Below are 24,591 nucleotides of genomic sequence, written 5' to 3'. Positions count from 1 at the left end.
CTGGCCATGCCGGCCTATGTGGTGGCCTACGCCTACACCGATTTTCTGCAGTTCAGCGGCCCGCTCCAGGTGTGGATGCGCGAGAGCTTCGGCCTGAGTGGCCGTGTGTTCCCCGAGATACGCAACACGCCCGGCGCGGTCTGGGTGTTCACGTTTTCGCTCTATCCCTATGTGTACCTGCTGGCGCGCACCGCGCTGGCCGAGCGCGCCTCGCAGCTGATGGAAGCCGCGCGTCTGCTCGGCGCGCCGCTGACCCGGCGCATCCGCGAGGTGGCGCTGCCGCTGGCGCGTCCGGCCGTGGCGGCGGGTGTGGCCCTGGCGCTCATGGAAACCCTGGCCGACTTCGGCGTGGTGAGTTACTTCGGCGTGCAGACCTTCACCGCCGGTATCTACAAGGCCTGGCTGGCCATGGACAACCGTCTGGCCGCCGCCCAGCTCGCCACCATGCTGCTGGCCGTGGTGGCGCTGCTGCTGTGGCTGGAGCACCGCGCGCAGCACCGCATGCGCTTTTCCACCCTGCGCGGTCAGCGCGCCGGCAGCAACGAAGCCCAGCCCGCCCAACTCCGCGGTGCCCGCGCCGGCCTCGCCATCGCGCTGTGTGCCCTGCCCATCGCCTTCGGCTTCGTGCTGCCGGTGCTGTTCATGCTGCGCCCGCTCATCGGTGGCTGGGACGAGCTGCCCTGGACGTCCTTCGTGCAGTGGTCGCGCAACAGCGTGTGGCTCGCCGGACTCTCGGCCGCCTTGGCCACGGCCATCGCGCTGGCGCTCGCGTTCGCGGTGCGGGCTCGCCCCGGCAAGGTCACGCGCGGCGTGGTGCAGCTGGCGAGCCTGGGCTACGCCGTGCCCGGCGCCGTGATCGTGGTGGGCCTGCTGCTGCCGGTGGGCTGGCTGCAGGCTGTCAAGCCCGACACCAGCGTGGGCTACTTCGTCACCGCCACGGCACTGGGCATCGTGTGGGCTTACATGGTGCGCTTCACCGCCGTGGCCCTGCAGTCGGTGCAAAGCGGTTACGCCCGCATTCCGGGCAGCCTGGACGACTCGGCCCGCATGCTGGGCACCACCGGTGTCGGCCTGGCCGCGCGCGTGCACTGGCCGCTGCTCAAGCGCTCCACCGCCGCCGCCGCGCTGCTGGTGTTCGTGGATGTGATGAAGGAACTGCCCGCCACCCTGGTGCTGCGCCCCTTCAACAGCGACACCCTGGCGGTGGTGACCTACCAGTTGGCCCGCGACGAGCGCCTGGGCGAGGCGGCGCTGCCGGCGCTCACGCTGGTGCTGGTGGGCCTGGTGCCGGTCATTTTGCTCAGCCGGACCTTGCGACAGCGGTAAGCGGGTGTTGCGGCCTGTTGTGCCGCTTGGGGTGGGCTGCTCTAATGAATTTTTCAATCCACACACGGCGCTCATGCTCAAAAACCCCCAAGAAGAAAGGCGCCAGTTCATGGCGCTGGCCGCTGTCAGCGGCGTTGCCGCTCTGGTGGCTGGCTGCGGTACCCGCTCGCCATTGCCCGGCCAGGCGCCCGCGAGCGCAGCCTACCGCCGCGAGGCCGCGACCCACCTCTACCGCAAGTACCCGGACCGCATCTACCGAGGGCAACTGCCCGCCATGCTCTACGCCATTGGCGTGCTGGAGGTCGAGGTGAGCCAGGGCGGGTGGGTGGGCTCCACGCGCTGGCTGCGGGGGCCGAGCCATGCGCCGGAAGTCATGGCCGAGATCGAGCGCCTCGTGCGCCAGGCCGCGCCATTTCCGTCGCCACCCGGCTTCGGGCGGGTCCAGTATGTCGACACGTGGCTGTGGGACCGCAGCGGGCGTTTTCAGCTCGACACGCTGACCGAAGGGCAACTCTGAGCGACAGCAGCGCTGGCTTCTGGTCGAAGTGATCGTCGCCGTGCGGCACCGAACAGACCCAGCCTTGGGCGGCCTCTACCGTTGCTTCACGGGCCTCACTTGGCGGGCCTGTTGGAGACGCACATGTCCAGCAACACCGAGACCGACAACGCTTTCCCCTACACCGGCATCCCCAGCACCGAGGTCGTGCGCGAGCCTGGCCACACGGGCATGGCCGAGCACGGCACCGAGATCACCAAGCAACTGCTGCAAGAAGCCAACGATCGGGTCGAGCGCATGACCGATGAGGCCGACCCACTGGCCAGGCGCGTTGAGCGCGGCGTGTCCGACGCGCATTCAAACCCGCGCAGGCGGGCGCGCCAGCTGCGTGACGCGGGCAGGCATGCGGCCGACAGCGTGCGCGCACGCGCGCGAGCCAACCCGTTGAGCGCCGTGTTGTTTGGCGTGGTCGTGGGTGTTTTGCTGGCGCGCATCACGCACCGGTGACGCCGTCGCGTGGGCTACTTCTGAGCCATCTCCCGGGGTCCTCCGTTGATGCCCCAGGGCGTGCCGAAGCGGTCGGTCACCATGCCGAAGGTGTCGGCCCAGAACGTCTCGGCCAGCGGCATGGTCACCTTGCCGCCGTCGGCCAGGGCGTTGAAGACGCGCGTGGCTTCGGCGACCGTGGGGTAGGTGATGGCCAACATGCAGCCCTGGATGCCGGCGAAGGGCACGCCGGGCGGTGCGTCGCCGGCCATGAGCGCGAAATCGGGGTGGACCAGGTAAGCGTGCATGACGCGGCTGGCATGCTCGGCCGGCACCGGCATCTCGCCGGGCATGTCGCCGTAGGTGATGAGTGCTTCGAGTTTGGCGCCCAGCACCTGGGCGTAGAACTTCATCGCATCGGCGCAGTCGCCGTCGTAGGACATGTAGGCACAGAGTTGAATCGACATGGGATCTCCTGAAAGGGATGAAAGAGAGGCTGCCCACTGACGACGAACGGGCCAGCGCGGTTTCGACAGGGGCCGGCGTGTGGCGATGGGCGGTCTGCGGCGGGCATCGCGGTGCTGCTCTGAGCGAACGCGCCATACCGGTTGGTCGTTTTCGCCATTCGGCAGCCGACACCCCGCACCTACAGTGGTGCCATGTGGAAAACCGATGTATTGGAGTCCCCCCGGGGGCAGGCCCAGGCGCAAGGTGCGCCGCTGGCCGGCGTGCGCGTGCTGGACCTGACCCGGCTGCTCCCCGGCCCCATGTGCGCCATGCACCTGGCCGATCTGGGGGCCGACGTGATCAAGGTCGAGGACATGGGGGCGGGTGACTACGCCGCGGCCGGCGTGCGCCACCAGGTCAACCGGAACAAGCGCGGCATCCGCGTTGATCTCAAGCATCCCGACGGTGTGGCCACGCTGCTGCGCCTGTGCGAGAGCGCCGACGTGCTGGTGGAGGGCTTTCGCCCGGGCGTGATGGAACGCCTCGGTGTGGACTGGGAGACGGTGCATGCGCGCAACCGCAAGCTGGTGTACTGCAGCATCACGGGTTACGGGCAGACCGGGCCGATGCGCCTGGCGCCGGGACACGACATGAATTACGCCGCGCTCTCCGGCGTGGCCGACCAGATGGGTCAGCCGGGCGGCGCACCCGCGCTGTCCAACGTGCCGGTGGCCGACCTGCTGGGCGGCACCATGCCCGCCGTCATGGGCATCCTGGCAGCGCTGTTCGATGCGGCGCGCAGCGGCCTGGGCCGGCATGTGGACATCTCGATCGCCGACGGCCTGATGGCCAACGCCATCATTCCCAACGTGGCCGTGCACGAGCAGGGCCGCACCCGCCCGGTGGGGCAGGACAAGCTCACCGGCGCGCTGCCTTGCTACAACTACTACCAGACCTCGGACCAACGCTGGCTGGCCGTGGGCGCGCTGGAGAAGAAGTTCTGGGACCGCTTCTGCGAATGCCTCGAACGGCCCGACTTCAAAGCGCGGCACCCGGGCGACACGACACCGGAGCGCGAGCTGCTGCGCAAGGAAGTGGCGGCGGTGCTGGCATCGCGCACGCAAGCCGAGTGGGTGAAGGTGTTCGATGGCGAGGAGTGCTGCGTCACGCCCGTGCTGCGGCTCGACGAGGCGCTGGACCACCCACACACCCAGGCGCGCGGCATGGTGGTGAATGTGCCCACGCCCGACGGTGCGTCCCGGCGTCAGCTGGCCACGCCGGTGCAGATGACCGGCTTTCGTTTTGTGGTGTCCCGCCCCGCGCCAGACCCCGGTGAACACACGGACGCCGTGTTGATGGAGCTCGGATGGACAACGCAGGACATCACGCGCTTGCGGGCCAGCGCGGCGATCGGCTGAGCGACGGCAGCTTGAGGCCCTGGGGCCTTTCGGGTATGGTCGCGGCGCGCCAAACGCGTCCTCCTGTGTCCATGCCCTCCAGTTACAGCCGTCCCGTCCAGCACACCATTGCCATCGCCCAGGTGGCTCACATCCTCCAGGGCGCGCGCGCCCGGGGGATGGATTGCTCGCGGCTGCTGCAGCGCGCGGGCATTGCGCCGATGTTGCTGGAGTCGCCGCTGGCCCGCGTGACGCAGGGCCAGTACGCCGCGCTCGTGGTGCAGCTCACCCGCCACATGCGCGACGAACTCTGGGGCCTGTGCGATCGCCCGGTGCCGCTGGGCAGCTTCGCCACCGGCTGCCGGTTGCTCGTGCGCTGCGAAACATTGGGCCAGGCCCTGCGGCAGGGCTGCCGTTATGCCCACCAGGTGTTGCCCGGTTTCGGTGTGCACCTGCAGGTGGCGGGCGGGCAGGCCACGCTGCGCATCGCGGCGCGTGGCGCCCGCACCCCCGCGCTGGAGTACGCACAGCGCTCGTTCATGTTTTTTGCGTTCGGCACCTTGTGCTGGCTGGTGGCGCGTCGCATTCCCTTGCAGGACGTGATCTACGACCGCGACGCGGCGGTGCAGCGCTCCGAGGCCTCGCGCCTGTTCCAGGCCCCGGTGCACCCCGGGCACGGGTGGATGGGCCTGCGCTTCGATGCGCGCTGGCTCGACCTGCCGGTGGTGCAGAGCACCGAGAGCGTGGAGACCTTCCTGCGCCAGATGCCGGGCGACCTGCTGGTGAAGTACCGCGACCACACCAGCCTGACCGAGCGCATCCGCCGCGTGCTGCGGCGCCACCTGCATGAAGACCTGCCTTCGCTGGAGCAGGTGAGCGCCTCGCTGGCCATGACGCCGCAGACCTTGCGCCGCCACCTGCAGCGCGAAGGCCAGGGCTTCCAGGCCATCAAGGACAGCCTGCGCCGCGACGTGGCGGTGGAGTACCTCTCGCGGCCCGATCTCACGCTGATCGAGATCGCCGAGCGCCTGGGCTATTCGGAGGCCAGCACCTTCCACCGGGCCTTCAAGGCCTGGACCGGGCTGGCCCCGGGGGCCTACCGCGAGCGTTACCTGGTGCCCGGCGCGGAGGCCCCCGACGCGGCTGCGTTGCCGCCGCCACTGCCAGCGGCCTGACGCCGCCGGGGTGCGCAACCCGCGTTGCGCTGGGCATTTCTGCCAATCATTTTGGGCCGTACTGCGATTGGCCGCGGGCGGGGTGGACGACACACTGTCCCCATCGATCACACCAACCCCAAGGAAACCCTGATGAGCCGTACCAGCAGGCCCGTTCACGTCGTCGGCGTGGGCATGATCCCCTTCACCAAACCCGGGGCCAGCGAGCCCTACACCGTCATGGGCATGCGCGCCGCGCAGGCCGCCCTCAAAGACGCCGGCGTGGACTACGACAAGGTGCAGCAGGCCTATGTCGGTTATGTCTACGGCGACTCCACAGCCGGCCAGGCCGCCATCTATGGCGTGGGCCTGAGTGGCATCCCGGTCTTCAACGTCAACAACAACTGCTCCACCGGCTCCAGCGCGCTGTTCCTCGCGCGCCAGGCGGTGGAAAGCGGCATGGTCGACTGCGCCATCGCCCTGGGCTTCGAGCAGATGCAGCCCGGCGCGCTCAAAGGTGCGTGGGACGACCGGCCTTCGCCCATGGCGCGCTTCGCCGACGTGATGACCAGCCACCAGGGTTACGAACCAGACAAGCCGCGCGCCGCGCAGTTCTTCGGTGGCGCCGGCCGCGACTACATCGCGCAGTACGGGATCCGCCCCGACACCTTTGGCCGCATCTCGGTCAAGGCGCGCCAGCATGCCGCGCGCAATCCGCTGGCCGTGTTCCGCCAGACCCTCACGCTCGACGAGGTGATGGCCTCACCTTCCGTGTTCGATCCGCTCACGCGTTACCAGTGCTGCCCGCCCACCTGCGGCGCCGCCGCCGCCATCGTGTGCTCGGCCGAGTTCGCGCGCAAGCACGGCCTGGACGCCAGCGTCGTGATCAAGGCCCAGGCCATGACCACCGACACCCCCAGCACCTTCGAGTCCGACGACATGCGCCGCGTGGTGGGCTACGACATGACCGTGGCCGCCGCCGCGCAGGTGTACGAGGCCGCCGGCATCGGCCCGGAAGACCTCGATGTGGTCGAGCTGCACGACTGCTTCACCGCCAACGAACTCATCACCTACGAAGCGCTGGGCCTCACGCCCGAAGGCACGGCCGAGCGTTTCATCATGGACGGCGACAACACCTACGGCGGCCGCGTCGTGACCAACCCCTCGGGCGGCCTGCTCTCCAAGGGCCACCCGCTGGGCGCCACGGGCCTGGCCCAGTGCGCCGAACTGGTGTGGCAGCTGCGCGGCCAGGCCGACCAGCGCCAGGTCGAGGGCGCGCGCCTGGCCCTGCAGCACAACCTGGGCCTGGGCGGCGCCTGCGTCATCACCCTCTACGAAAAGGTCTGATTCGCCATGATCGATCGCCAGTACATCGGACACGCCATGGCGCCCTTCGAGGTGGAGGTCGACAAGGGCCGGTTGCGTTTCTTCGCCAAGGCCACCGGCCAGACCGATCCGGTCTACGCCGACGAAGCCGCCGCGCAGGCGGCCGGCCACCCCGGCCTGCCGGTGCCGCCCACCTTCCTGTTCTGCCTGGAGATGGAAGCGCCGGACCCGGCGGCCATCCGCAACCTGCTGGGCCTGGACTACAGCCGCCTGCTGCATGGCGAGCAGGGTTTCACCTTCCACCGCATGGCCTACGCCGGTGACCGCCTGCGCTTCGAGCAGCGCATCGAGGACATCTACGACAAGAAGGGCGGCGCACTGGAGTTCGTCGTGCGCAAGACCCGCGTGAGCAACCAGCGCGGCGAGCACGTGGCCGACCTGCGCAGCGTGACCGTCATGCGCAACGGCTGAGACATTCCCATGAGCACCCTATCCGCCCCCGTTTCCCTCGAAGGCGTCCAGACCGGCGACCCCCTGCCGCCGCTGGAGCTGCCACCCCTCAGCCGACTGACCCTGGCCTTGTACTGCGGGGCCTCTGGCGATCACAACCCGATCCATGTCGACACCGACTTCGCGCGCTCCGCCGGCCAGGCCGATGTGTTTGCCCACGGCATGTTGTCCATGGCCTGGCTCGGGCGCCTGCTCACCAACTGGGTGCCGCAGACCGCCGTGCGCGAGTTCAGCGTGCGCTTTGCCGCCCTCACCCAGGTGGGCGAGCGCATCCGCTGCACCGGCGAGGTGGTCGACACCTTCGTGGTCGACGGCGAGCGCCGTGTGCGCGTGAACGTGCAGACCGCCAACGAGGCCGGCGTCGTGAAGCTCCAGGGCGAGGCCGTGCTGGCCCTGTCCTGAGCCACCGCCCGCCACCCTTCATCCATTCATCGAGAAAGTTTTTCCATGTCCCGAAAACTCGACGGCAAGGTTGCCATCGTCTCTGGTTCCGGTCGCGGCATCGGCCGTGAAATCGCCCTCAAACTCGCCAGCGACGGCGCCCGCGTGGTCATCAACGACCTCGACGCCGCGCCCGCCGAACAGACCGCCGAGGACATCCGGGCCGCTGGCGGCCAAGCCACGGTCTGCGTGGGCAGCGTGATCGAGACCGGCTTTGCCGAACGCTTCGTCAAGACCGCCATCGACACCTTCGGCGGCCTGGACATCATCGTCAACAACGCCGGCTACACCTGGGACAACGTGGTGCAGAAGATGAGCGACGAGCAATGGGACGCCATGCTCGCGGTGCACCTCACCGCGCCGTTCCGCATCCTGCGCGCAGCGTCTGATTTCCTCCGCGACGCGGCCAAACGCGAGGCCGAAGCGGGCACGCCGGTGTTCCGCAAGGTGGTGAACATTTCCTCGGTGTCGGGCGTGTACGGCAACGCCGGCCAGGCCAACTACGCCGCCGCCAAGGCCGGCGTGAACGGCCTGACCAAGGCGCTGGCCAAGGAGTGGGGCCGCTACAAGGTCAACGTCAACAGCGTGGCCTTCGGCCTGATCATGACCCGCCTGACCGAAGCCGCCGCCGGCACCGACGCCAGCATCGACATCGCTGGCCAGCAGATCAAGGTGGGCGTGAATCCGCAGATCCTCAAGTCGATCGAGCAGACCATTCCGCTGGGCCGTGGCGGCACACCGGAAGAGGCCGCCGGCGCGGTCTACCTGTTCTGCATCCCGGAGTCCAACTTCGTCAGCGGCCAGGTCCTGGTCTGCGGCGGCGGCAAGCCTTGAACGGAGCCCGCACATGGAAAGCATCCTGACCTACCCGCGCCAGGTCTACCGCGAAGACCACGAGATGCTGCGCACCACCGTGCGCCGCTTCCTCGACACGGAATGCAAGCCGCGCCAGGCGCAGTGGGACAAGGACGGCCGCGTCGACCGCGAGACCTGGCTCAAAGCCGGGCGTGAAGGCCTGCTGTGTCCCACGCTCGATCCGGAGTGGGGCGGTGCGGGCGGCGACTTCGGCCACGCCGCCGTGATCGTCGAGGAGATCGGCCGCTCCGGTGTGGGCGGCCTGGGCTTCGGCCTGCATTCGGACATCGTGGCGCCCTACATCGCGCGCCTGGGCACGCCGGCGCAAAAGGCGCGCTGGCTGCCGGGCTGCGCCTCGGGTGAGGTGATTCTTGCCATCGCCATGAGCGAGCCGGGCGCCGGCAGCGACCTCAAGGCCATCCGCACCACGGCGCGCCGCGACGGTGACGAGTACGTCATCAACGGCGCCAAGACCTTCATCTCCAACGGCCTGAACTGCGACCTCGTGGTGGTGGTCGCCAAGACCGACCCCGAACTCGGTGCCAAGGGCGTGTCGCTGATCCTGGTCGAGGCCGACCGGGTGGGCTTTCGCCGCGGGCGCAAGCTGGAGAAGATGGGCCAGGAAGCGGCCGACACCGCCGAGCTGTTCTTCGACGAGCTGCGCGTGCCGGCGAGCAACCTGCTGGGCGAGGAGAACAAGGGCTTCGGCTACCTCATGCAGGACCTGGCGCAGGAGCGTTTCATCATCGCGCTGGGCGCGGCCTCCAAGCTGGAGGCCATGTACGAGGAGACCGTGCGCTACACCCGCGAGCGCGTGGTGTTCGGCAAACCGCTCGTGGATTTCCAGAACACCAAGTTCAAACTGGCCGAGATCCGCACGCGCGCCACCGCCGTGCGCATCATGGTTGACCAGTACCTGGGCGAACACCTGCGCCGCAAGCTCACGCTGGACGAGGCCGCGATGGCCAAGCTCTTCGTCACCGAGGAACTGGGCCGCGCGCTCGACGAGATGCTGCAGCTCTACGGTGGCTACGGCTACATGATGGAGTACCCCATCTGCCGCGCCTATGTGGACTCGCGCGTCATGCGCATCTACGGCGGCACCAGCGAGGTCATGAAGGAACTCATCTCGCGCAACCTGTGATCCGGCCCCTTCACAAGACCGGACACATTCCCAGGAGACAACATTGATGGAGCAGGGCCTCAACCCGTTCTGGCCGAAAGGCGTTCCCGCCCAGGTGCGGGTGCCGCGCGTGCCGCTGACCCACTACGTGCAGACCACCGCACAGCGCCACCCAGACAAACCCGCCGTGGTGTTTGCCGGCGCCACGCTGAGCTACGCCGAGCTGTGGCAGCGCGTGCAGGCGCTGGCCGGCTACCTGCAGCAGCGCCTGGGTGTGCAGCCGGGCGACCGTGTGCTGCTGCTCAGCCAGAACTGCCCGCAGTTTCTGGTGGCCTGCTACGGCATCCAGCGCGCGGGCGCGGCGGTGGTGCCGGTGAACCCCATGAGCACCGACGCCGAGCTGCGCTACTACGCGCAGGACAGCGGCGCGCGGGTGGTCATCTGCGCGCAGGAACTGGTGGGACCGGTGCAGGCCTGCCTGGCACGCGGCGAGGTGGATCGTGTGCTGGTGCTGGCCTACAGCGATGCCCTGCAGGGCCTGGCCGCCGACCAGTGGGATGCCGACATGCCGGCGGTCGTCACCGAGCCGCGCCGCGCGCTGATCGGGCCGGCGTTCCACGGATTCGAGGACGCCATCGCGCTCGGTCTGGCACCTCCCGGCGAGCACCCCGCGGTGGACGATCTCGCGGTGCTGCCCTACACCTCGGGCACCACCGGCCACCCCAAGGGCTGCCGCCATTCCCACGCCACGCTGCTGGCCTCCAACCTGTCGTCGCAGGTGTGGCGCGGCCTGCATGGCGACGCGGTGTTCCTGTGCGTGGCGCCGCTGTTCCACATGCTCGGCCTGCAGAACGGCATGAACATGCCCATCACGCTCGGGGCCACGATGGTGCTGATGCCGCGCTGGAACCCGGCGCAGGCCGTGGCCCTGGTGGAGCGCCACCGCATCACCGCCTGGACTGCCCCACCGGCCATGGTGATCGACTTCTTCTCGCAACCCGACGCCCTGACGCGCGACCTCTCCAGCCTGGCGCTGCTCTCCGGCGGAGGCGCGGCCATGCCCGAGGCGGTGGCCACCATGCTGACCGAGCGCTTCGGGCTCTCCTACAACGAGGCGTACGGTCTCACCGAGACCGCCGCTTTCCTGCACGCCAACCCGCTGGCGCGTGGCAAGCGCCAGTGCCTGGGCCTGCCCACGCCGGGAGTCGAGTCGCGTATCGTCGACCCGGTCACGCAGCAGGAACTGCCGTGTGGCGAGGTCGGTGAACTGGTCACGCGCGGCCCGCAGGTGATGCTGGGCTACTGGCGCAATCCGGATGCCGACGCCAGTGCCTTCATCGAGATCGACGGCCGGCGCTTCCTGCGCACCGGCGACCTCGCCTGCGTGGACGATGAAGGCTACTTCTTCATGCGCGACCGCCTCAAACGCATGATCAACGCCAGCGGCTTCAAAGTCTGGCCGGCCGAGGTCGAGGCCATGCTCTACGAGCACCCGTCGGTGCAGGAAGCCTGTGTTGTCGGCGTGCCCGATGCGAAGCGCGGCGAGAGCGTGCGCGCGCTGGTCGTGCTCAAGGCCGGGCAGACCTTGACCGAGCCAGCCTTCATCGAGTGGTGCCGCCAGCGCATGTCGGCCTACAAGGCCCCTCGCAGCATCAAGTTCATGGCGAGCCTGCCGCGCTCGGGCACCGGCAAGGTGGCCTGGCGCGAGTTGCAGGAAGCCGAAGCCGCGGCCCAGGCCGCACAGGAAACCTCATGAGCAACACCACCACCACCCCCGAACGCACCATGGTGCACGTCGACCTGCAGGACCAGGTCGCCACCATCACGCTCGACTGCGTCGAGAAGCGCAACGCCTTCGACATGGTGCTGCGCGAGCAACTCGCCGACGCCGTGCGCCGCGTGCGCCGGGACAGCGGCATCCGCGCCGTGGTGCTCACCGGCGCTGGCGGGCATTTCTGTGCCGGCGGTGACCTCAAGAACATCGGCGCGCTGCAGCTCGACAACGGCGAGTGGCGCCAGCGCATGGCCACGCTGCACGAATGGCTGCGCGAGCTGATCACGCTGGACCGCCCGGTGATCGCGGCGGTGGACGGTGCGGCCGCCGGCGCGGGCTTCAGCCTGGCGCTCGCCGCCGACTTCGTGCTGGCCACGCCGCGCGCGTGGTTCTCCATGTCCTTCATCAAGGTCGGCCTGGTGCCCGACGTGGCGGCCTTCTACACCCTGCCGCGCGTGGTGGGCGTGCAGCGCGCGCGCGAACTCATGCTCTCCGGGCGCGACGTGTCGGCGCAGGAGGCGCTGCAGTTGGGCATCGTCTGCGAGCTGCACGCACCCGAGGCGCTGCTGCCGCGCGCGCAGGCCATCGCGCGCAGCTTCGTGGGCGCCTCGCCCACGGCCGTGAGCCTGATCAAACGCATGCTGGACAACGGCAGCCCCAGCCTGGCCGCCGCGCTGGAGGCCGAGGCCAACGCCCAGGTCGTGGCGGCAGGCACCGCCGCGCACAAGAAGGCCATCTCGGCCTTCCTCGAGAAGCAGCCGATTCCCTTTCAATGGCCCGTCAACCGCCCCGCCGCCTGAGGCTTCCAGGCAGGCTAAGGCCGGGTTTCGCAATCGCGCATTGCCGCAAGGCGCCCACCCGGCCACCATCCTTCACAACTTGAGAAACATCCCATGAGCGAGACAAACCAGAACATCGTGGCCGGCAAGGTCGTCGTGGTCACCGGCGCCGGTGGCGGCATTGGCCGCGACATCGCGCTGGCCATGGCGCGCGAGGGCGCGAAGGTCGTGGTCAACGACATCGGCGCCTCCGTGACCGGCGAAGGCCAGGACGCGGGCCCCGCCCAGAAAGTGGTCGACGAGATCCGCGCCGCCGGTGGCGAGGCCGCGGCCAACACCGACAGCGTGTCCGAGGCCGCCAGTGCCGGGCGCATCGTGCAGAGCGCGCTCGACCACTTCGGCCGCATCGACGTGGTGGTGAACAACGCCGGCATCCTGCGCGACCGCTTCTTCCACAAGATGAGCGTGGACGAGTGGGACGCGGTGATCAAGGTGCACCTGTACGGTGGCTTCTACGTCAGCCGCGCGGCCGCCACCCACTTCAAGGAACAGCAGTCGGGCAACTTCATCCACATGACCTCGACCTCGGGCCTGATCGGCAACTACGGCCAAGCCAACTACTCGGCCGCCAAGCTCGGCATCGCCGCGCTGTCCAAGTCCATCGCGCTGGACATGCAGAAGTTCAACGTGCGCTCCAACTGCATCGCACCTTTCGCGTGGAGCCGCATGATCGGCTCGATCCCGACCGAGACGCCCGAAGAGCAAGCCCGCGTGGACCGCATCAAGCAGATGACACCGGCCAAGATCGCGCCCCTGGCCGTGGCCCTCGCCAGCGACCAGTCGGCCAGCGCCAACGGCCAGATCTTCGCCGTGCGCAACAACGAGATCTTCCTCATCAGCCAGCCACGCCCGGTGCGGTCGGTGCAGCGCGGTGAGGGCTGGACCCCGCAGAACGTGCTCAGCCACGCGCTGCCGGCGCTCCAGGCCAGCTATTTCGACCTCGACCGCTCGGGCGACGTCTTCAGCTGGGACCCGGTCTGACCATGGCCAGCACCGACCTTGCCAGCGGCGGCATCCTGGCCCGCCACCAGGCCGCGCTCAACGCGGGGCAATTCCTCATCCAGCGCTGCGGCGCCTGCCACGAACACGTCTACTTTCCGCGCGAGGTCTGCCCGCACTGCGGCAGCAACACACTCGACCTGGTGGCGCCCGCTGGCGCCGGCACGGTGCACGCCGTGACCACCGTGCGCCGCAAGGCCGACGCTGGCGGTGACTACAACGTGTGCATCGTCGAGCTCGACGAAGGCGTGCGCCTGATGAGCCGCGTCGAAGGCGTGACGCCCGATGCGGTGCGGATCGGCCAGCGTGTGCGCGCCCGCGTGGCGCGCGTGGGCGAACAGGGCCTTGTGGTCTTCGATCCGGAGGCTGGCCAATGAGCACGGACCGCTTGAAATCCCTGCGCGGCAGCGCCGTCATTGCCGGCGTGGGCACCTTCGGCATGGGCGAGGCCCCCGGCTTCACCGACATGGAACTGCTGGCCCGCGCCGCGCACGCGGCGGTGGCCGATGCGGGCCTGACCATGGCCGACATCGACGGCCTGTGCACCGCGAGCGCGGCCTCCACCATGTGGGCCCTGCCGGTGGTGGAGTACCTGGGCCTGAACCCCACCTACATCGACAGCACCATGCTCGGCGGCTCCAGCTTCATCGCGCACCTGGTGCCGGCCATGCTGGCCCTGGAGGCCGGGCTGTGCAACGCGGTGCTGGTCTGCTACGGCAGCGCCCAGCGCTCGGCCACCTTCGGGCGGCGCGAGATCGTGGCCAGCCGGCGTTTCCTCGATCCACAGCCGTACGAAATGCCGTACGAACCCATGCTGCCGCCCTCGGCCTACGCGCTGGCCGCCTCGCGCCACATGCAGCAGTACGGCACCACGCGCCGCGATCTGGCGGAGGTGGCGGTGGCCGCGCGCGCCTGGGCGCGCCTGAACCCCGAGGCCTTCATGCGCGACCCGCTGTCCATCGACGACGTGCTGGGTGCGCGCATGGTCAGCGACCCGCTCTCGGTGCGCGACTGCTGCCTGGTCACCGACGGCGCCGGCGCCCTGGTGCTGACCCGTGCCGAGCGCGCCCGCGATCTGCCGGGCAAGCCGGTGTATGTGCTGGGCGGCGCCACCGCCGTGTGGAACCGCCAGATTTCCAGCATGCACGACCTGACCGTGACCGCCGCCTCGCAGTCGGGCCGCCAGGCCTACGCCATGGCCGGCCTGGGCGCGAGCGACATCGACGTGGTGCAGCTCTACGACGCCTTCACCATCAACACCCTGCTCTTCCTTGAAGACCTGGGCTTCTGCGCCAAGGGCGAGGGCGGGGCCTTTGTGCGCGACGGCGCCATTGCCCCGGGCGGGCGCCTGCCGGTCAACACCAACGGGGGGGGTCTGTCCTGCGTGCACCCGGGCATGTACGGCATCTTTGCGCTCATCGAGGCCGCGCGCCAGCTGCGCGGCGAGTGCGGCGAGCGCCAGATCGCGGGGGCGAACACCGCCATCGCCCACGGCAACGGCGGCACCCTCTCCAGCCAGGCGACCGCGGTGCTCGGCACGGCCGACGCCCTCTGACGACAGGCCCCGACGTGTCCCCGCAAACCACCCTGCACCCCACGCCCGAGACGGCGCTGCCCGAGCAGGTGCGTGCTGCGCTGAGCGCGCCTTTCGGCACCTTGCCCGCGCTGGTGGCGTTGCAGGCCCGGCTGCGTGGCGACCACCCCGCGCTCTGCCTGGACGGCACGGTGTGGGACTACGCCACGCTGAGCCACGCCATCGACCGCGTGGCCAGCGCGCTGCAGCGTGAGGGCCTGCAGCCCGGTGACGCGGTGGCGATCTGCGCGGCCACGTCGCTGGCCTACGTGGCCACCTTCCTGGGCGCGGTGCGCGCGGGCGTGGTGGTGGCGCCGTTGCCGGCGTCGAGCACGGCCGACCAGCGCGCGTCGCTGGCCGCCAATGCCCAGGCGCACCTGGTCTTTTGCGACGCCACCACCGCGCCACCACCCCCCGGCCTGCGCGCGGTCTGGCTCGACGGCGCCGCGCCCGATGGCGAAACGGGGCCGGGCTGGAACGCGTGGCTGGGCGATGCCACCGAGGTCCGCGAGCCTGCGCTCAGCGCGGGGGACCCGTTCAACATCATTTACTCCTCGGGCACCACCGGCCTGCCCAAGGGCATCGTGCAGTCGGCCGGCATGCGCTGGGCCCAGCTGCAGCGCTCGCCGGCCAATGGCTTCGGCGCCGACGCGGTGACCCTGCTGGCCATCCCGCTGTACTCCAACCTCACGCTCACCTACCTGTTCGGCACGCTGGGCCTGGGCGGCACCGTGTTGCTGATGTCGAAGTTCGACGCCGGTGCCTGGCTGGCCCTGGCGGCGTCGCGCCGCGCCACGCACGCGGTGATGGTGCCGGTGCAGTTCCGCCGCCTGTTCGACCACCCCGATTTCGAGTCCACCAACCTCAACCACTTGCGGCACAAGTTCTGCGCCGGTGCGCCGTTTGCCGCCGAGCTCAAGGCCGAGGTGCTGCGCCGCTGGCCCGGGCACCTGACCGAGTACTACGGCCTGACCGAAGGTGGCGGACGCACCGAGCTGCGGGCCGACGAGCACACGGACAAGCTGCACACCGTGGGCCGCCCCAGCGCGGGCAACGAGTTCCGCCTGATCGACGAGGTCGGGCGCGAACTGCCGCAGCACGAGGCCGGTGAAATCGTCGGCCGCTCGGCCACCATGATGAGCGGCTACCACGGCCTGCCCGAACAGACCCGCGCCATCGAATGGTTCGACGAGCAAGGCCGGCGCTTCCTGCGCACTGGCGACGTGGGCCGCTTCGACGCCGACGGTTTCCTCGTGCTGCTGGACCGGCGCAAGGACATGGTGATCTCCGGCGGCTTCAACCTCTACCCGAGCGATCTCGAAGCGGTGCTGCACAGCCACCCTGCCGTGGCCGATGCCGCCGTGGTGGGCGTGCCCTCGGCCCGTTGGGGCGAGACGCCGGTCGCCTTTGTGGTGCGCCGCCCCGACCTGACGTCCCCCACCGAGGCCGAGCTGCGCGCCTGGGCCAACGAGCGCCTGGGCAAATCCCAGCGCCTGGCCGACCTGCAGTACGTGGACCAGCTGCCACGCAGCGAGGTCGGCAAGGTGCTCAAGCGCGCCCTGCGCGACCGCTTCACCCGCACCGTGGCCTGACCTTCTTTTCCCTTCCCTGAACGAACACCTGACCCATGATCCGAGACACCGAAACCCTCAACCAGCTGCTGGACAGCGTCAACCGTTTTGTGCGCGAGCGCCTGGTGCCCGCCGAGGGGGTGGTGTCCGACACCGACGACATCCCCGAAGACATCGTGCGTGAGATGAAGGACATCGGCCTGTTCGGCCTGACCGTGCCCGAAGAGTTCGGTGGTCTGGGCCTGACCATGGAAGAGGAGACCGAGGTGATGTTCGCCATGGGGCAGACCTCGCCGTGTTTCCGCTCGCTGTTCGGCACCACGGTGGGCATCGGCTCGCAGGGCATCGTGTTCGACGGCACGCCCGAGCAGAAAGCCAAGTACCTGCCGCGCCTGGCCACCGGCGAGCTCATCGCCTCCTTCGCGCTGACCGAGCCCGAGGCCGGGTCGGACGCCGCCTCGCTGCGCACCACCGCCATCCGCGACGGTGATCACTACGTGGTCAACGGCACCAAGCGATTCATCACCAACGCGCCGCATGCGGGCATCTTCACGCTGATGGCGCGCACCAACCCGGCCGACAAGGGCGCCAGCGGCGTCTCGTCCTTCATCGTCGAGCGCGACACGCCCGGCATCACCATCGGCAAGCCCGACCGCAAGATGGGCCACCGCGGTGCCCACACCGCCGACGTGATTTTCGAGAACTGCCGCGTGCCCGCCACCCAGCTCATGGGCGGCCAGGAGGGGCAGGGCTTCAAGACCGCGATGAAGGTGCTGGAGAAGGGTCGCATCCACATCGCGGCCATCTGTGTGGGTGTGGCCGAACGCATGCTGCGCGACGCACTGGCCTACGCCATGGACCGCAAGCAGTTCGGCCAGCCGATCGCCGAGTTCCAGCTGGTGCAGGCCATGCTGGCCGATTCGAAGGCCGAGGTGTATGCCGCGCGCTGCATGGTGCTGGACGCCGCGCGCCGCCGCGACCTGGGTCAGAACGTGAGCACCGAAGCCTCGTGCTGCAAGATGTTCGCGTCCGAAATGTGCGGTCGCGTGGCCGACCGCGCGGTGCAGATCTTCGGCGGCGCGGGCTACATGTCCGAGTACGGCATCGAGCGCTTCTACCGCGACGTGCGCCTCTTCCGCATCTACGAAGGCACGACCCAGATCCAGCAGATCGTGATCGCACGAAACATGGTGCGTGAAGCCTCGCGCTGAACGCCACCCTCCCCATCAGCGCCATTCCCCCAACCACCCGAAGACAGGAGACAACATGAAAATACAACGACGCTTCACCCTGGCCGCTGTCGCAGCGACCGCCCTCTGCTTGCTGAGCGCTGCCCCCGCGTGGGCCCAGGCCAAATACCCCGACCCGAACCAGACGATCCGCTTCGTCGTGCCGTACCCTGCCGGCGGGGCCACCGACACGCTGGCGCGCACCGTGGCGCACAAGCTGGGCGAGTCGTGGAAGGTGCCCGTGATCGTGGAGAACAAGCCGGGCGCCAGCGGCACCATCGGTTCGCAGTTGGTGGCGCGCGCCGCGCCCGACGGCAACACCGTGCTGTTCACCATCGTGGCCCTGGTGCAGCAGATCACGCTGATGAACCTGCCCTACGACCCAATCAAGGACTTCACGCCCATCACCCGCGTGGCCATCAGCCAGAGCATCCTGGCGGTGCCCAAGGAAACCCCGGCCAACAACGCCAAGGAGTTCGCCGCGCTGGTGAAGTCGCAACCGGGCAAATTCAACTTCGGCTCCTACGGCGCGGGCACGTCCGCGCACATCCAGGGCTCGCTGCTCAACCTGGAAGGCGGCCTGGACATGGTGCACGTGCCCTACCAGGGCGGCGCGCCGCTGGTCAACGCCATGCTGGGCAACCAGCTGTCGGCGGCCTTTCTGGACGCCGGCTCCTCGCGTCCGCACCTGCCCAAGTTCAAGCTGCTGGGCATCACCGGCACCCAGCGCGTGAGCTGGCTGCCCGACGTGCCCACCTTCAAGGAGCAGGGCTTCAACGGCTTCGAGCCCATGGGCTGGTTCGGCATGCTGCTGCCCGCCGGCACGCCCAAGGCGGTGGTGGACAAGTTTTCCGCCGAGTCGCGCGCCATCCTGGCCAGCCCCGAGGTGAAGGAAAAGATCGAGGCCCTGGGTTTGCTGCCCGCCTCCGACACGCCGGCCGACTTCGCCGAGATCCTCAAGAGCGATGCGGCGGTCTATGCCCGCATCATCAAGAGCGCCAACATCAAGCTGAACTGATCCACCATGTCCTGCCCCGCCCCCACCCTGGCCGATGTGCTGGAGGAACCCGCGTCCGACACCTCGCAACTGTTCCAGCAGGTGGCGTTCAACCACCTGCTGGGCCTGCGGCGGGAGCTGGCCGAGGGCGGGGTCTCCAGGCTGGTGCTGGACCTGCGCGACGACCTCACCAACAACTTCGACAACGCCCACGGGGGCGTGCTCATGACCATGCTCGACGGCGCCATGTCCAGCGCGGCGCTGTCGCACTCGGGTTTCCAGCGCGCCGTCATGACCATCGACATGTCCACCCAGTTCCACAAGCCCGGTCGCGGGCGGCTGGTGGCGCACGGCCGCGCCACGCGCGCGGGCCAGTCGATCTGCTTCTGCGAGGCCCACATCGCGGACGAGAGCGGCGACGTGGTGGCCAAGGCGGTGGGCACCTTCAAGTTCATGCGCCTGAACACCTGAGTCCGTCATGACCCCTTCACTGTCCCCCGACCAGGTGCACCAGCTCCAGGGCTGGACCGACCGCAGCGAAACCCTGCACGACACCGCCACGCTGGCCCCGGCGCGCGGCCTGGCCGCCACGCTGGACATCGACCCCGCGCCACTGCAGGACGGCGCCACGTTGCCACCGCTGTGGCATTGGCTCTACTTCCTGCCGCAGGCACCGCACAGCCAGATCGGCCCCGATGGCCACCCCCGCCGCGGCGGCTTCCTGCCGCCGGTGCCGCTGCCGCGCCGCATGTGGGCCGGCAGCCAACTGCGCTGGGAGCCCGGCAACCCGCTGCGCCTGGGTGAGGCCCAGCAGCGCCGCTCGCGCATCGCCTCGGTGGAGCACAAGGCCGGGCGCAGCGGCGAGATGGTGTTCGTGAAGGTCGAGCACACCGTGAGCAACGCCCATGGCACCGCGCTGGTGGAGCTGCACGACATCGTCTACCGCCACGCTGCCCGGCCCGGTGAACCCGCGCCCGCGGGCGTGCCCGCCGAGGCCGACGCCCCCTGGCAGCAGCCCTGGCTGCCCGACCCGGTGATGCTGTTCCGCTACTCGGCGCTCACCTTCAACGGCCACCGCATCCACTACGACCGCAGCTACACCCAGCAGGAAGAGGGCTACCCCGGCCTGGTGGTGCACGGCCCGCTCATTGCCACGCTGCTGCTGGATCTGGTGCGCCGCCACGCGCCCGGGCGCGAGCTGGCCAGCTTCCAGTTCCGCGCCCAGCGCCCCACGTTCGACGGCCACCCCATGCGCGTCAACGGCGCGCCCTCGGCCGACGGCCGCAGCGTTCGGCTCTGGGCGCAAGACACCGACGCTTTCCTCACCATGTCGGCCAGTGCCGACTTCGTCTGACATCCCCTCACCTCCCCGCCCCACCATGCCCAGCTCAGACGCTTATCAAGACATCCGCGACGCCGTGCGCTCGCTCTGCGCACAGTTCCCCGACGAGTACCACCGCAAGGTGGACCAGGAGCGCGCCTACCCCGAGGCCTTCGTCGATGCGCTCACGCGCGCGGGCTGGATGGCGGCGCTGATTCCCACCGAATACGGCGGCTCCGGCCTGGGGCTGACCGAGGCCTCGGTCATCATGGAAGAGATCAACCGTGCGGGTGGCAACTCCGGCGCCTGCCACGGCCAGATGTACAACATGGGCACGTTGCTGCGCCACGGCTCCAAGGCGCAGAAAGAGCTGTACCTGCCCAAGATCGCCAGCGGCGAGTGGCGCCTGCAGTCCATGGGCGTGACCGAGCCCACCACCGGCACCGACACGACCAAGATCAAGACCACCGCCGTCAAACGGGGCGACCGCTACGTGATCAACGGCCAGAAGGTCTGGATCAGCCGCGTGCAGCACTCCGACTGGATGATCCTGCTCGCGCGCACCACGCCGCTGGCCGAGGTGACGAAGAAGTCCGAGGGCATGTCGATCTTCATGGTCGACATCAAACAGGCCACCAGCCAGGGCATGACCGTGCGCCCCATCCCCAACATGGTCAACCACGAGACCAACGAGCTGTTCTTCGAGAACCTGGAGATCCCGGCGGACAACCTCATCGGCCAGGAAGGCCAGGGCTTCAAGTACATCCTCGACGGCCTGAACGCCGAACGCACGCTGATCGCGGCCGAGTGCATCGGTGACGCCCACTGGTTCATCGAACGCATCTCGGCCTACGTGAAGGACCGCGTGGTGTTCGGCCGGCCCATCGGCCAGAACCAGGGCGTGCAGTTCCCGATCGCCGACGCCTACATCGAGACCCAGGCCGCCGACCTCATGCGCTTCAAGGCCTGCTCGCTGTTCGACGCCCACCAGCCCTGCGGTGCCGAGGCCAACATGGCCAAGTACCTGGCGGCCAAGGCCAGCTGGGAGGCGGCCAATGTGTGCCTGCAGTTCCACGGTGGCTTCGGCTTCGCCTGCGAATACGACGTCGAGCGCAAGTTCCGCGAGACGCGCCTGTACCAGGTGGCACCGATCTCCACCAACATGATCTATTCGTACATCGCCGAGCACGTGCTCGGTTTACCCCGATCGTACTGATGGAGCACTGACATGACACGACCCCTCGACGGCATCACCGTGGTGTCGCTGGAGCACGCGGTGGCCGCACCCTTCTGCACCCGCCAGCTGGCCGATCTCGGTGCCCGCGTCATCAAGGTCGAGCGCCCGGGCACGGGCGACTTCGCGCGCGCCTACGACACCCGCGTGCAGGGCCAGTCCTCGCATTTCGTGTGGATCAACCGCAGCAAGGAAAGCCTCACGCTGGACCTCAAGCAAGCCGGGGCCATGGCCGTGCTGGGCGAGCTGCTGGATCAGGCCGACGTGCTGGTGCAGAACCTCGCGCCCGGTGCCGCCGCACGCATGGGCCTGTCGTACGCGGCGCTGAAGGAGCGCCACCCCCGGCTGATCGTCTGCGACATCTCGGGCTACGGCGAGGACGGCCCCTACCGCGACAAGAAGGCCTACGACCTGCTGATCCAGAGCGAGGCGGGTCTGTTGTCCATCACCGGCACGCCCGAGGAACCGTCCAAGGCCGGCAACTCGGCCGCCGACATCGCCGCCGGCATGTACGCCTTCACCAGCATCCTCGCCGCGCTGATGCTGCGTCAGCGCACGGGCGAAGGCAGCCACATCGACGTGTCCATGCTCGAGAGCCTGACGGAGTGGATGGGCTACCCGCTCTACTACGCCTTCGAGGGCGCGCCGCCACCGCCGCGCACCGCGGCCTCGCACGCCAGCATCTACCCCTACGGACCGTTCCAGGCCGGCGACGGCGGCACCGTCATGTTGGGCCTGCAGAACGAGCGCGAATGGAAAGCCTTTTGCGACCAGGTGCTGCGCCAACCGGAACTCGCCGCCGACCCGCGCTTCGACGCCAACGCCCGGCGCAACGAAAACCGCGCCGAACTCAAGGCCCTCATCCTGCAGGCCTTCGCCGGCCTGAGCGCGCAGGACGTGATCGACCGGCTCGACGAGGCCCAGATCGCCAACGCGCGCATGAACGACATGGCCGGCGTCTGGGCCCACCCGCAACTGCGGGCGCGCGAGCGCTGGCAGACCGTGGGCACACCCGCCGGCCCCGTGCCCGCACTGCTGCCCCCGGGGCGCAGCAACCGCTTTGCACCGCGCATGGACCCGGTGCCCGCGGTCGGTGAACACACCGAATCCATCCTGCGCGAGCTTGGCCGATCGGTGACCGACATCGCCGCGCTGCGCGCCGCCTCCGCCATCTGAACCCTTCGACTGTCCGTCACACCATGAACACACCCAGCGCCACCCTGGCCACCTTCGCCGCCGAGCTGCGGTTCTCCGACATCCCCGAGCCGGTCGTGCGCAAGACCGAAGATCTGCTGGTCGACTGGTTCGGCTCCACCGTCGCCGGCCATGGCTCGCGCCCGGTGGAGAGCATCACCCGCTTCGCGCTGGCCACCGGCCCCGAACACGGCCCCAGCGAGGTCATCAACGCGCGGCGCACCAGCAGCCCCTTTCTGGCGGCCATGGCCAATGCGGCGGCCTCGCACGTGGCCGAGCAGGACGACGTGCACAACGGCTCGGTGTTCCACCCGGCCACGGTGGTGTTTCCGGCGGCGCTGGCCGTGGCGCAGCAGATCGGCGCGAGCGGCCGCGACCTGCTGGCCGCGTCGGTGGTGGGTTACGAGGTGGGCATCCGCGTGGGTGAGTACCTGGGCCGTCCGCACTACCGCATCTTCCACACCACCGGCACCGCCGGCACCCTGGCGTCTGCCGCCGCCGTGGGCCACCTGCTCAAGCTCGATGCGGCGCAGATGCAGCACGCGCTGGGCTCGGCCGGCACCACCGCCGCCGGCCTGTGGGAGTTCCTGCGCACCGCCGCCGACAGCAAGCAGCTGCACACCGCGCACGCGGCCTCGGCCGGCCTGATGGCCGCCGTGCTGGCGCGCGACGGCTTCACCGGCGCGGCCCAGGTGCTCGAAGGCCCGCAGGGCATGGCCGCCGGCATGTCCACCGGCGCCGACGTGGCCTGCCTCACCGACGGTCTGGGCAGCCGCTGGGCCACGGCGGAGACCTCGTTCAAGTTCCACGCCAGCTGCCGCCACACCCACCCCGCGGCCGACGCGCTGCTGCAGGTCATGCAGGCGCACGGCCTGCGCCCGCAAGACGTGGCCGAGGTGATCACCCAGGTGCACCAGGGCGCCATCGACGTGCTGGGCCCGGTGGTGCGGCCGGCCACGGTGCACCAGAGCAAGTTTTCCATGGGCACGGTGCTGGCGCTGGTGGCGCAGTTCGGCCACGCCGGCCTCACCGAGTTCGACGACCACTTCCTCAGCCCGCTGACCCAGACCTTCCGCGACAAGGTGAGCATGGTGCTCGATGCCGAGGTGGACAGCGCCTACCCGCGCCGCTGGATCGGCAAGGTCATCGTCAAGACCACCGATGGCCGTGAGCTGCACGGCCGCGTGGACGAACCCAAGGGCGACCCCGGCAACACGCTCACGCGCGAAGAGATCGAGGCCAAGGCGCACCGCCTGGCGCGCTACAGCGGCGGCGCCAGCGAAGCGCAGATGCAGACCGCGCTGCAGCGCCTGTGGGCCATCGCCGATGCGCCGCGCGTGGGCCTGCTGCTGGGCGCCGCCTGATGGCCGAGCACGCCGGCCACGCGCTGGCCCGCGCGCGCAGCCTGCTGTTCGTGCCCGGCCACGCGCCCCAGCGCTTTGACCGCGCCCTGGCCAGCGGTGCCGACGCGGTGATCCTCGACCTGGAAGACGCCGTGGCGCCGCAGGACAAGCCGCGCGCCCGCGAGCACGTGGCCGCCTGGTTGCGCGGCCTGGACAGCTCAGCGCGTGAGCGCGTGCTGGTGCGGCTGAACGCGGGTGATGCGCCCGACGAACACGCAGCCGACCTGGCGTGGCTGCGCAAACTGGGCATCGGTTTGCCGGCGGGGTTGGTGGTGCCCAAGGCCGCCAGCGTCATCACGCTGGGCGTGATCGCGCAGGCCGCTGGTGCGCCGGTGGCCTTGCTGCCGCTCGTGGAAAGCGCCGACGGCTGGGCCGCGGCCGATGCGCTGGCGCGCGCGCCGCAGGTGCTGCGCCTGGTGTTTGGCCACCTCGATTTCCAGCTCGACTTGGGGCTGGAGTGCGGCCCCGCGCAGGACGAGTTGCTGCCCGTGCGGCTGGCGCTGGTGGCGGCCTCGCGCCGCGCCGGGCTGGCCGCGCCGGTCGATGGCGTGAGCCCCGACATCAACGGCGACACGCTCACCCAGGCCGATGTCGCGCGCTCGCGCCGCCTCGGCTTCGGCGGCAAGCTGTGCATCCACCCGCGCCAGGTGCCGCTGGTGCACGCGGGCCTGGCGCCCAGCGAAGCCGAGCTGGACTGGGCCCGCCGCGTGCTGCAGGCCAACGCGCAAGCCGCTGGCGCGGTGTTCCAGCTCGACGGCCGCATGGTCGATGCGCCGGTGCTGCGCAAGGCCGAGCGCCTTCTTGATTCCCAACCCTTTGAGCAAAGCAGATCAGCATGAAAGTCATCGTCCCCGTCAAACGCGTGGTGGATTACAACGTCAAGGTGCGCGTGAAGA

Annotated in this window: 25 protein-coding genes; 24 read left to right on the top strand and 1 reads right to left on the bottom strand. The window is 69.5% G+C overall.

Annotated features, from left to right (window positions below; translation table 11 throughout):
- The 3 genes from IV113_RS09410 to IV113_RS09400 all read left to right on the top strand — a co-directional run.
- Positions 1-1,326 (top strand): iron ABC transporter permease (locus IV113_RS09410; RefSeq protein ID WP_291083538.1); only part of this gene is annotated, 1,326 nt, incomplete at its 5' end.
- A gap of 73 nt (positions 1,327-1,399) precedes the next feature.
- Entirely contained in the window at positions 1,400-1,843 is a 444-nt protein-coding gene (locus IV113_RS09405; protein WP_291083535.1) for a twin-arginine translocation signal domain-containing protein, read from the top strand.
- A 123-nt stretch (positions 1,844-1,966) separates the two neighbouring features.
- On the top strand, positions 1,967-2,329 hold the full coding sequence (locus tag IV113_RS09400) for a hypothetical protein (protein ID WP_291083532.1): 363 nt from the start codon (positions 1,967-1,969) through the stop codon (positions 2,327-2,329).
- Positions 2,330-2,343: 14 nt separating this feature from the next.
- Here the strand turns inward: IV113_RS09400 and IV113_RS09395 are convergent, their stop codons facing one another.
- The gene (locus IV113_RS09395; protein ID WP_291083529.1) at positions 2,344-2,775 is read right to left on the bottom strand and encodes a VOC family protein; all 432 of its coding nucleotides are present in this window, start codon (positions 2,773-2,775) and stop codon (positions 2,344-2,346) included.
- A 192-nt stretch (positions 2,776-2,967) separates the two neighbouring features.
- Here IV113_RS09395 and IV113_RS09390 point away from each other — a divergent pair, with 192 nt between their 5' ends.
- The 21 genes from IV113_RS09390 (at position 2,968) to IV113_RS09290 (ending at position 24,534) form a co-directional block, all read left to right on the top strand.
- Complete coding sequence (locus IV113_RS09390) at positions 2,968-4,173, top strand: CaiB/BaiF CoA-transferase family protein (RefSeq protein ID WP_291083526.1); 1,206 nt, start codon at positions 2,968-2,970, stop codon at positions 4,171-4,173.
- A 71-nt stretch (positions 4,174-4,244) separates the two neighbouring features.
- The gene (locus tag IV113_RS09385) at positions 4,245-5,327 is read left to right on the top strand and encodes an AraC family transcriptional regulator (RefSeq protein ID WP_291083543.1); all 1,083 of its coding nucleotides are present in this window, start codon (positions 4,245-4,247) and stop codon (positions 5,325-5,327) included.
- A gap of 132 nt (positions 5,328-5,459) precedes the next feature.
- A complete protein-coding gene (locus IV113_RS09380) occupies positions 5,460-6,653 on the top strand; it encodes a lipid-transfer protein (RefSeq protein WP_291083523.1) in 1,194 nt (397 codons plus the stop codon).
- 6 nt (positions 6,654-6,659) lie between these two features.
- The gene (locus IV113_RS09375; RefSeq protein ID WP_291083520.1) at positions 6,660-7,103 is read left to right on the top strand and encodes a MaoC family dehydratase N-terminal domain-containing protein; all 444 of its coding nucleotides are present in this window, start codon (positions 6,660-6,662) and stop codon (positions 7,101-7,103) included.
- A 9-nt stretch (positions 7,104-7,112) separates the two neighbouring features.
- On the top strand, positions 7,113-7,544 hold the full coding sequence (locus IV113_RS09370; protein WP_291083518.1) for a MaoC/PaaZ C-terminal domain-containing protein: 432 nt from the start codon (positions 7,113-7,115) through the stop codon (positions 7,542-7,544).
- 45 nt (positions 7,545-7,589) lie between these two features.
- Positions 7,590-8,417, top strand: coding sequence for an SDR family oxidoreductase (locus IV113_RS09365; protein ID WP_291083515.1), 828 nt, complete (start codon positions 7,590-7,592; stop codon positions 8,415-8,417).
- Positions 8,418-8,430: 13 nt separating this feature from the next.
- Positions 8,431-9,582, top strand: coding sequence for an acyl-CoA dehydrogenase family protein (locus tag IV113_RS09360; RefSeq protein ID WP_291083512.1), 1,152 nt, complete (start codon positions 8,431-8,433; stop codon positions 9,580-9,582).
- 46 nt (positions 9,583-9,628) lie between these two features.
- Positions 9,629-11,317: a long-chain-fatty-acid--CoA ligase gene (locus IV113_RS09355; protein WP_291083509.1), complete on the top strand. Its 1,689-nt coding sequence runs from the start codon at positions 9,629-9,631 to the stop codon at positions 11,315-11,317.
- Positions 11,314-12,135 carry an enoyl-CoA hydratase/isomerase family protein gene (locus IV113_RS09350; RefSeq protein ID WP_291083506.1) on the top strand — a complete coding sequence of 274 codons (822 nt, stop codon included), beginning with the start codon at positions 11,314-11,316 and terminating at the stop codon, positions 12,133-12,135. The genes IV113_RS09355 and IV113_RS09350 overlap by 4 nt, the downstream gene beginning before the upstream one ends.
- Positions 12,136-12,228: 93 nt before the next feature.
- Positions 12,229-13,155 carry an SDR family NAD(P)-dependent oxidoreductase gene (locus tag IV113_RS09345; RefSeq protein WP_291083503.1) on the top strand — a complete coding sequence of 309 codons (927 nt, stop codon included), beginning with the start codon at positions 12,229-12,231 and terminating at the stop codon, positions 13,153-13,155.
- A gap of 2 nt (positions 13,156-13,157) precedes the next feature.
- A complete protein-coding gene (locus IV113_RS09340) occupies positions 13,158-13,550 on the top strand; it encodes an OB-fold domain-containing protein (protein WP_291083500.1) in 393 nt (130 codons plus the stop codon).
- Positions 13,547-14,728, top strand: a complete 1,182-nt coding sequence (locus IV113_RS09335) for a thiolase (protein ID WP_291083497.1) — start codon at positions 13,547-13,549, stop codon at positions 14,726-14,728. Before IV113_RS09340 ends, IV113_RS09335 begins: the two co-directional genes overlap by 4 nt.
- Before the next feature lie 113 nt (positions 14,729-14,841).
- Positions 14,842-16,338: a class I adenylate-forming enzyme family protein gene (locus IV113_RS09330; protein WP_291083541.1), complete on the top strand. Its 1,497-nt coding sequence runs from the start codon at positions 14,842-14,844 to the stop codon at positions 16,336-16,338.
- A 35-nt stretch (positions 16,339-16,373) separates the two neighbouring features.
- On the top strand, positions 16,374-17,528 hold the full coding sequence (locus IV113_RS09325; protein ID WP_291083494.1) for an acyl-CoA dehydrogenase family protein: 1,155 nt from the start codon (positions 16,374-16,376) through the stop codon (positions 17,526-17,528).
- Positions 17,529-17,583: 55 nt separating this feature from the next.
- On the top strand, positions 17,584-18,564 hold the full coding sequence (locus IV113_RS09320) for a tripartite tricarboxylate transporter substrate binding protein (RefSeq protein WP_291083491.1): 981 nt from the start codon (positions 17,584-17,586) through the stop codon (positions 18,562-18,564).
- Positions 18,565-18,570: 6 nt separating this feature from the next.
- Positions 18,571-19,014, top strand: a complete 444-nt coding sequence (locus IV113_RS09315) for a PaaI family thioesterase (protein WP_291083488.1) — start codon at positions 18,571-18,573, stop codon at positions 19,012-19,014.
- Positions 19,015-19,021: 7 nt separating this feature from the next.
- A complete protein-coding gene (locus IV113_RS09310; RefSeq protein ID WP_291083485.1) occupies positions 19,022-19,897 on the top strand; it encodes a MaoC family dehydratase N-terminal domain-containing protein in 876 nt (291 codons plus the stop codon).
- A gap of 25 nt (positions 19,898-19,922) precedes the next feature.
- On the top strand, positions 19,923-21,080 hold the full coding sequence (locus tag IV113_RS09305) for an acyl-CoA dehydrogenase family protein (RefSeq protein ID WP_291083482.1): 1,158 nt from the start codon (positions 19,923-19,925) through the stop codon (positions 21,078-21,080).
- Between the two features lie 12 nt (positions 21,081-21,092).
- The gene (locus tag IV113_RS09300) at positions 21,093-22,274 is read left to right on the top strand and encodes a CaiB/BaiF CoA-transferase family protein (RefSeq protein WP_291083479.1); all 1,182 of its coding nucleotides are present in this window, start codon (positions 21,093-21,095) and stop codon (positions 22,272-22,274) included.
- Between the two features lie 23 nt (positions 22,275-22,297).
- A complete protein-coding gene (locus IV113_RS09295) occupies positions 22,298-23,656 on the top strand; it encodes an MmgE/PrpD family protein (RefSeq protein ID WP_291083476.1) in 1,359 nt (452 codons plus the stop codon).
- Positions 23,656-24,534 (top strand): CoA ester lyase, encoded by an 879-nt coding sequence (locus IV113_RS09290; protein WP_291083473.1) that lies wholly within the window; start codon positions 23,656-23,658, stop codon positions 24,532-24,534. Before IV113_RS09295 ends, IV113_RS09290 begins: the two co-directional genes overlap by 1 nt.
- The last annotated feature ends 57 nt before the right edge of the window (positions 24,535-24,591 follow it).

Origin of the sequence: Hydrogenophaga sp., from assembly GCF_018780385.1 — a bacterium.
Classification (GTDB): Bacteria; Pseudomonadota; Gammaproteobacteria; order Burkholderiales; family Burkholderiaceae_C; genus Hydrogenophaga.
This window is presented reverse-complemented; position numbering and strand designations above follow the sequence as displayed.